Annotated in this window: 8 protein-coding genes and 1 pseudogene; 2 read left to right on the forward strand and 7 right to left on the reverse strand. The window is 70.2% G+C overall.

What is annotated here, in order from left to right:
* From BZL64_RS23510 to BZL64_RS23535, 7 genes and pseudogenes are all read right to left on the reverse strand, one after another.
* Positions 1–1631: pseudogene (locus BZL64_RS23510) on the reverse strand (FtsK/SpoIIIE domain-containing protein); the annotation flags it as partial.
* Between the two features lie 94 nt (positions 1632–1725).
* Positions 1726–1908, reverse strand: a complete 183-nt coding sequence (locus tag BZL64_RS39580) for a hypothetical protein (protein ID WP_143663297.1) — start codon at positions 1906–1908, stop codon at positions 1726–1728.
* A 2-nt stretch (positions 1909–1910) separates the two neighbouring features.
* Entirely contained in the window at positions 1911–2075 is a 165-nt protein-coding gene (locus BZL64_RS23515) for a pRL2-8 (protein ID WP_086771186.1), read from the reverse strand.
* Between the two features lie 2 nt (positions 2076–2077).
* Positions 2078–2431: a hypothetical protein gene (locus BZL64_RS23520; RefSeq protein ID WP_244205458.1), complete on the reverse strand. Its 354-nt coding sequence runs from the start codon at positions 2429–2431 to the stop codon at positions 2078–2080.
* The gene (locus BZL64_RS23525; RefSeq protein ID WP_086771188.1) at positions 2409–2756 is read right to left on the reverse strand and encodes an RRQRL motif-containing zinc-binding protein; all 348 of its coding nucleotides are present in this window, start codon (positions 2754–2756) and stop codon (positions 2409–2411) included. The genes BZL64_RS23520 and BZL64_RS23525 overlap by 23 nt, the downstream gene beginning before the upstream one ends.
* The gene (locus BZL64_RS23530; RefSeq protein WP_086771189.1) at positions 2756–3607 is read right to left on the reverse strand and encodes a protein spdB; all 852 of its coding nucleotides are present in this window, start codon (positions 3605–3607) and stop codon (positions 2756–2758) included. The genes BZL64_RS23525 and BZL64_RS23530 overlap by 1 nt, the downstream gene beginning before the upstream one ends.
* Positions 3604–3867 (reverse strand): DUF6284 family protein, encoded by a 264-nt coding sequence (locus BZL64_RS23535; RefSeq protein ID WP_086771190.1) that lies wholly within the window; start codon positions 3865–3867, stop codon positions 3604–3606. The genes BZL64_RS23530 and BZL64_RS23535 overlap by 4 nt, the downstream gene beginning before the upstream one ends.
* Before the next feature lie 426 nt (positions 3868–4293).
* On the opposite strand from BZL64_RS23535, the gene BZL64_RS23540 reads away from it, so the two are divergent.
* The gene (locus BZL64_RS23540) at positions 4294–5094 is read left to right on the forward strand and encodes a GntR family transcriptional regulator (protein WP_167396192.1); all 801 of its coding nucleotides are present in this window, start codon (positions 4294–4296) and stop codon (positions 5092–5094) included.
* A complete protein-coding gene (locus BZL64_RS23545) occupies positions 5091–5756 on the forward strand; it encodes a YdcF family protein (protein WP_086771191.1) in 666 nt (221 codons plus the stop codon). Before BZL64_RS23540 ends, BZL64_RS23545 begins: the two co-directional genes overlap by 4 nt.
* Positions 5757–5890: the final 134 nt, after the last annotated feature.

Here is a 5890-nt window from a genome sequence, read left to right on the forward strand (position 1 = left end):
GCTGGTGCGGTCGACGACCTGGGTCGAGTAGCGGATGGTGATGATCTCCCGCAGCTTCGCCGGCACCGACTCGGCGTCGGGGCGCTGTGAGGCGAAGTTGGAGATGAACCCGGCCGCCGGGCCGCGGCGGGCGATGCGGCACAGGTCGTTGATGACCTGCTCGCGGTCCTCGCGCTCCATCGCGGTGAAGTACTCCTGCAGCTCGTCGATCGTCACGAAGATGACCGGCAGGTTGTACTTGACCATGATGTCCGGGGTCAGCTTGCCCTCCGGGCACACCGACGTCGGCAGGTCCCGCAGCAGCGCGAACCGGCGCTCCATCTCGGCAAGCAGCTCTTGCAGCATGGCCTTGAGCGCCTCGATCGCCGCGTCCTCGGCGCCCATGACCAGCCGGTGGGCGACGGCCTTCATGGGCATCCAGTCGGCGCCGCCCTTGCCGTCGGCGACGTAGTGGCGCACGTAGGCGTCCAGCAGACCCGCCGCCGTCAGGAGCCGTTGGGAGAAGGTCTTGCCCCGGCGGGGCAGGCCGCCGAAGAACATCGACTGCCACATCACGGGCACGCTGATGCGGTTGCCGCGCGCGTCCTGGCCGAAGGGGACCGCGTCCCAGATGGAGAACTTCTCCGCCTTCTCCAACGGCGAGGGGTTCAGCGGGCCGAGGTAGGGGTCGTCGTCGGCGACCCACATCGTCACGCGGCCGGCATTGCCGCCCTTGGCCGCGCGGACGCGGGACATGATGACCTGGATCTCGTCGACCCCGAGTTCCTGCGCGATGACCTCACGCTTGGCGAGGACGTCGGAGGCGGTCTTGCCGCCGCCACGGGGCATGTCGAAGATCACGGCCCAGCCACGGCCGTCACGGACCGGGCCCATCGTGCACGCCACCTTCGGCAGATCCTTCTCTTCCTTACCGCTGCCGCTTTTGAGGAGGCCGGCGGCCCGCAGCGCCTCATTGAGCTGCTGCGCGGACATGTCCACCCGCAGCGGCGGCGCCGCCTGGTCCAGCAACCGCGTCTCCTTGCCCCGTCCGAGGTAGGCGAGCGGGGTGATGACGGCGGCTCCTATGCCGGCTTGCAGCAGCGGGGGCGCCAGCGCGACACCGAGTGCGGCGGCGGCGACCGCAGCGGCGGCGGCACCGAACCGCCAACGCCGCGAGTGCGTACGGGCGTAGTGCGCGGCTTGCAGCCGCACCGCCAGGTCGACATCCTCCGGGCGGGCCTTGACCTGCGCCCGCAGCGCCTTGACGGCGGCGCTGTGGTCCTGCGCCGACAGCGTCGGCCACAGCCCGGCGGCGGCACGGAAGAAGCCACGCGCGGCCAGCAGCACCGTCTTGACCAGGTACTTCGGCGTACGGAAGCCGTGGTAGCGGGTGTGCCACCAGGTGAGCCGGCCGACGCGCGGACGTTCGCCACGACGGAGGCACGCGAGCGGGCCCACACGGGCAGCACGGGCGCCTCAGGGGCCATGAGCCAGTCGGCCAGCGGGTTGCCGGGCAGGTCGACCGCCTCGACCGTCGGAGCGGCCACGACCGACGCAGCGGGAGCGGCCGGTGCCGGGTCGGGGACCACGGTGAGGACGGCCGGGCGGGTGGGGTTGGTGTCTTTGTGCAGGTGAACGACGTTCTCGGACATGCGTGACGTCTCCTCAACTACCGCCGGACAGAGGGCGGGAAGGGCATGCGGGAAGGGGGCGCCGGCCTGGCGGCGGCCGGCGCCCGCAGAGGATTCAGCGGCGGTGGCTGGTCTTGTGGACGCGCAGTGCTGCCTTGCAGGCCGGGCACTGGCGTTCGGGTCCGTTGCCGACGACCGGAGCGGGGATCACCTGGCCGCAGATGGACCGGGTCACGCCGAACACCAGCGGTCCGCAGTCCGGGCAGTGAAAGTGCGAGGTGAGGACAGGTCGCGGCATGCTCACCACCAACGCGACGTCTTGGGCACGAGGTTGGGGTGGCCGTTGACCATGTGGTCGACGCACTGCGGGCAGTCCTCACGCGGGCGCAGGTGGCGGTGGGCGTTGCGGTCGTGGGCGTGCTGCCAGCACTGCGGGCACTCACCGGGCGGGGTCTGACCGGTCATGGTCACCACCACCCGGACGACTTCTTGGCGGCCTTGTTCTGGGCCTTGGCCTTGGCGTCCTGGCGGATGAGCGTCTCGCGCACGGTCCGCAGCGCGCTCAGCTCCGCCGCGAGGCGGGACTCGATCTGAACGGTCAGGCGGTCCAGCTTGCTTTCGGCGCGGGTGGTGCTGTTGCCGCGCAGGACGGCGTGGGAACCGCCGGCCAGAGCGGTGATGACCTTGCGCTTCTCGGAAGCGGTCAGCGGCCACAGCTCGCGCTGGCGGGCCGCCTCCAGCTTGCGTTCGGCATGGAGGATCTCGCGGTCCACACGTCGGATCTCGGAGTTGCCCATCTCAGGCAGTCCCTTCGGACCCATCAGGGTCGGGGTAGGCGCACGGCACGCACATGCCGAGCGAAGTGGGGATGACGTATCCGGCATCGCGCCGGCAGGCGGGGCAGATGCGGCGGGCGGCGTTGGCCCTGGCCAGGGCCGCCCACCGGCCGGGCGTCATGGGCCGGACCGGCTTGGCCAGGTCGACCCGGTACAGGTAGGCGACCAGCGGCCCACGGCGACGGCGCGGCCGTTCGAGCTGCGCGGCCACGTCCTGCCCGCCGGGCCGCAGGTTGTGCGCCCTCAGCTGTCGGCGGGTGGCGTAGCCGTCCGGGGCCAGTCGCCACCGGTAGATGGGCAGGGTGGCCATCAGGCGACGCGCTTCCACGCCGACCGCAGCCGGACCTCGGAGGCGGAGTGACCGGCCGCCCGGAAGCGGGCGGCCATCTCGCGGTAGGACAGCGCGGGGGTCTGGCTGTGCCGGATGGAGTCGACCAGCGTGTCAAGCTCCGCATCCGTGAGCGCGGGCCCGGCGTCCAGCGCGGGAACGGCCTCGGTGGGGCCCCAGACGGGCAGGTCCCAGCGGGATGTGACGCCGGGCGTGACGCGGGCCGTCACACTGGTCAGCGCCCTGCCGGTGTCCTCCCCGGCACGGGCCCGCTCCAGCGTCGACCACGCCCCGGCGAGGGTGTCGGCGGTCCGGGCCTGGACGCGGGCGACGCGGGCCCCGGCCTGCGTCACGGCCGTCAACCGCGTCTCCTCGGTGGCCGCTTCCGCCCGCAGCCGGGCGCGGGCCACGGCCGCCTCGTCGCGCGCTTCCTGCTGGATGCCCCGGATCGCTCCGAGGGCGGACGGGGTGAGGGCGGTGCGCTCCCACAGTCCGTGCACCAGCCACAGGGCCTTGGCCGCGATCGGCAGCCACGCCACGGCCAGCCACGCGCCGGAGTGGTCGGCGGTGAGCGCGTGGGCGACCAGGACGCCGGCCGCGAGCAGGCCGAACGACCAGCCGACCGCGGTGACGGCGTTGCTGTGGTCGCCCTGCGCCGCCAGACGGCGCTCATAGGCGAGGGTGGCGAGCCATCCGCCGTCGATCCCGAGACCGACGACCAGGGCGACCGGCCACGGCACCGCCGTGCCCAGCCACATCATGACCACGGCCAGGGTGAGCACCATGGACACCGCCGTCATCGCCACGGCCGGCAGCACGGTCTTGGCGTTCACGCCGCACCGCCCGCCGCGTCGGCCGCGCGGTTGACCAGGTCCCGCCGCGCGCCGAACACCCGGTTACCGGCCCGGCGGATACGACGCTTGTCCAGCTCGTTCGGCGTGCGGTCCAGCGTGATGATCTGCGCGTCCAACAGCTCGACCTCCGCCAGGATCAGCGGGGACTCCAGCTCGATCGCGTCCAGCTCAGCGGCCGTCGGCTCCATGAAGCCGGCGAACGCGGTAACAGCGTCCTGAACAGTAACGATGTGATTCATGGGTCGTGGTCTCCCTAGCAGGTGAAACGGCCCGAACAGCACCCCCGGAGTAGCCGCTCCGGGGGTGCGCGCCGTTGAAAGTCGGATGATGCGGCTCCCCTCAGCGCTGCTCGTACGAGACGAGCAGCGGAGGCAACCGGCGCGGCGAGAGCCGCGAGGGTCGATGCGCGATCCAGTCGCGCGGTCCGCCTTTTCGACTCGGGGAGGCGGGGCCCACCTATGCAGTTCTCAAGCAACGACCGGCAAGGGGCCCCTCTAAAAGCGAGCTATCCCGTACTGGCACGGCCTGGAGGCAGCCCAAAGAAGAGCCCTTCCGGCCCGTTGTCCTAGGACTACGAGCGGCCTGAGATGAGAATGGCACGCAGTCCTAGGACAGTCAACAGTCCTAGGACTGTGCTTCACTGGACCCATCGAGAGGAGTTCGGCGTGGCACCCAAGTGGCGCGACCTGGCGGACAGGCTCGCGGAGCAGATCAGAAACGGTGAGTACGCACCGGGCGATCAGTTGCCCCCGATCAGAGACCTGGTCGAGGCTGGAGAAGGTTCCAAGGCCACGGTTCACCAGGCCTACAGGGCCTTGGAGACCGAGGGCCTGGTGACCTCAACGCGCGGTCACGGGACCGTCGTGCGTCCGCACACCCCACTCAAGCGACTCGGCATCGCTCGCTATGACAAGGCCAAATGGCGTGACGGTGATGAGGTCGCGTTCATCGCCGACCGCGTGGCATCCGGGCGTTCGTACGACCGAAACGAGCAGACGCAGACGGTCAGCCGTGTGAAGGCGCCGGCCGCCGTAGCCGCCGCTCACGGCCTGCCTGAGGGAGCGGACGTGTACGCGCGGGCGCGCCTGGTGAAGGAGGGAACGCAGCCGACCCACACCCTGACGAGCTACTACCGGCCCGAACACGTGGAAGGAACCCGCATCGTGAACCCGCAGCCGGGTCCGGCCGGGCGGGGCGGCGGGTTTCGCGTCCTGTACGACGCTGGGTACGAGATCGACCACATGACCGAAGAACTCTTCGCTCGCGTGCCCACGGCTGAAGAGACTCAGCTACTCCAGCTCTCGCCGGGTGAGTGGGTGGTGGAGCTGCACCGGACGACGCGCACGGCAGACGGAACCGTGGTTGAGTTCGCCATCGGTGTGCACGCGGCTACACGGTTCGCATGGTCGTACGACTTCAAGGTGCCCGACTCCGCGAAGACAGAGATGGAGGGCATGAGTAAGTGATCTCGGTGCAGGCATGGTCGGACGCTCAGAAGCTGTGGGACTTCCAGCGGATGGGCCATAAGCCCCGCCCGTGCTCTGTGGCTGTCGGTCTCGGCAGTCACGACTTGGGGGTGGCCGACACCACGGCGGACCTCTATCACCGGGGCATGTTCCCGCTCGTCGTCTTCACCGGAGCGACCAGCCGTACGACTCAGGAGCGGATGCCGCGCGGCGAAGCCGAGCACTACCGCGAACGCGCCGTAGAGCTGGGGGTTCCGGCGGGCGCGATCCTCGTGGAACCCCACGCGCGGAACACCGGAGACAACATCTGCTTCTCTCGCGCGATCCTCGACGAGCGGCGCGTGCCCGTCTCGTCGGTCCTCCTGGTCAGCAAGCCGTACGAGGAACGACGCTCGTACGCGACGGCCCGGAAGCTGTGGCCGGACGTCGAGTGGGTGTGTGCGTCCACCTCCATGACGCTTCCCGAATACGTCGACTCGGTCGGGGACGCGCGCCTTGTCCTCGACATGATGGTCGGCGCTCAGCAGCGCCTCATGATCTACCCCCGGCAGGGGTTCATGATCGAACAGGAGATTCCCGACGGCATCAAGGCCGCGTACGAGCGGCTGCGTGACCAAGGGTTCACGAGTCGGCTTGCGCCAGCAACATCGGATCAGGCTTGACGGAAGCCGACCCGCTCCTCCGTACAGCAGGCATGTGGGTCCCCGACGCGGCCGTGAGTACGCACGCCGCTACCCAACTGTCACGACTGCCAGTCATTGAGCGCGCCAGGAAGGTAGCGTGACGGCCGTCACGC

It is taken from the genome of Streptomyces bobili (assembly GCF_002154575.1).
Lineage (GTDB): Bacteria > Actinomycetota > Actinomycetes > Streptomycetales > Streptomycetaceae > Streptomyces > Streptomyces bobili.

Coding starts and splice junctions, on each gene's coding strand:
- BZL64_RS23535 (WP_086771190.1), bottom strand. CDS start 3,867: ATGAATCACATCGTTACTGTTCAGGACGCTGTTACCGCGTTCGCCGGC.
- BZL64_RS23525 (WP_086771188.1), bottom strand. CDS start 2,756: ATGGCCACCCTGCCCATCTACCGGTGGCGACTGGCCCCGGACGGCTAC.
- BZL64_RS23520 (WP_244205458.1), bottom strand. CDS start 2,431: ATGGGTCCGAAGGGACTGCCTGAGATGGGCAACTCCGAGATCCGACGT.
- BZL64_RS23515 (WP_086771186.1), bottom strand. CDS start 2,075: ATGACCGGTCAGACCCCGCCCGGTGAGTGCCCGCAGTGCTGGCAGCAC.
- BZL64_RS39580 (WP_143663297.1), bottom strand. CDS start 1,908: ATGCCGCGACCTGTCCTCACCTCGCACTTTCACTGCCCGGACTGCGGA.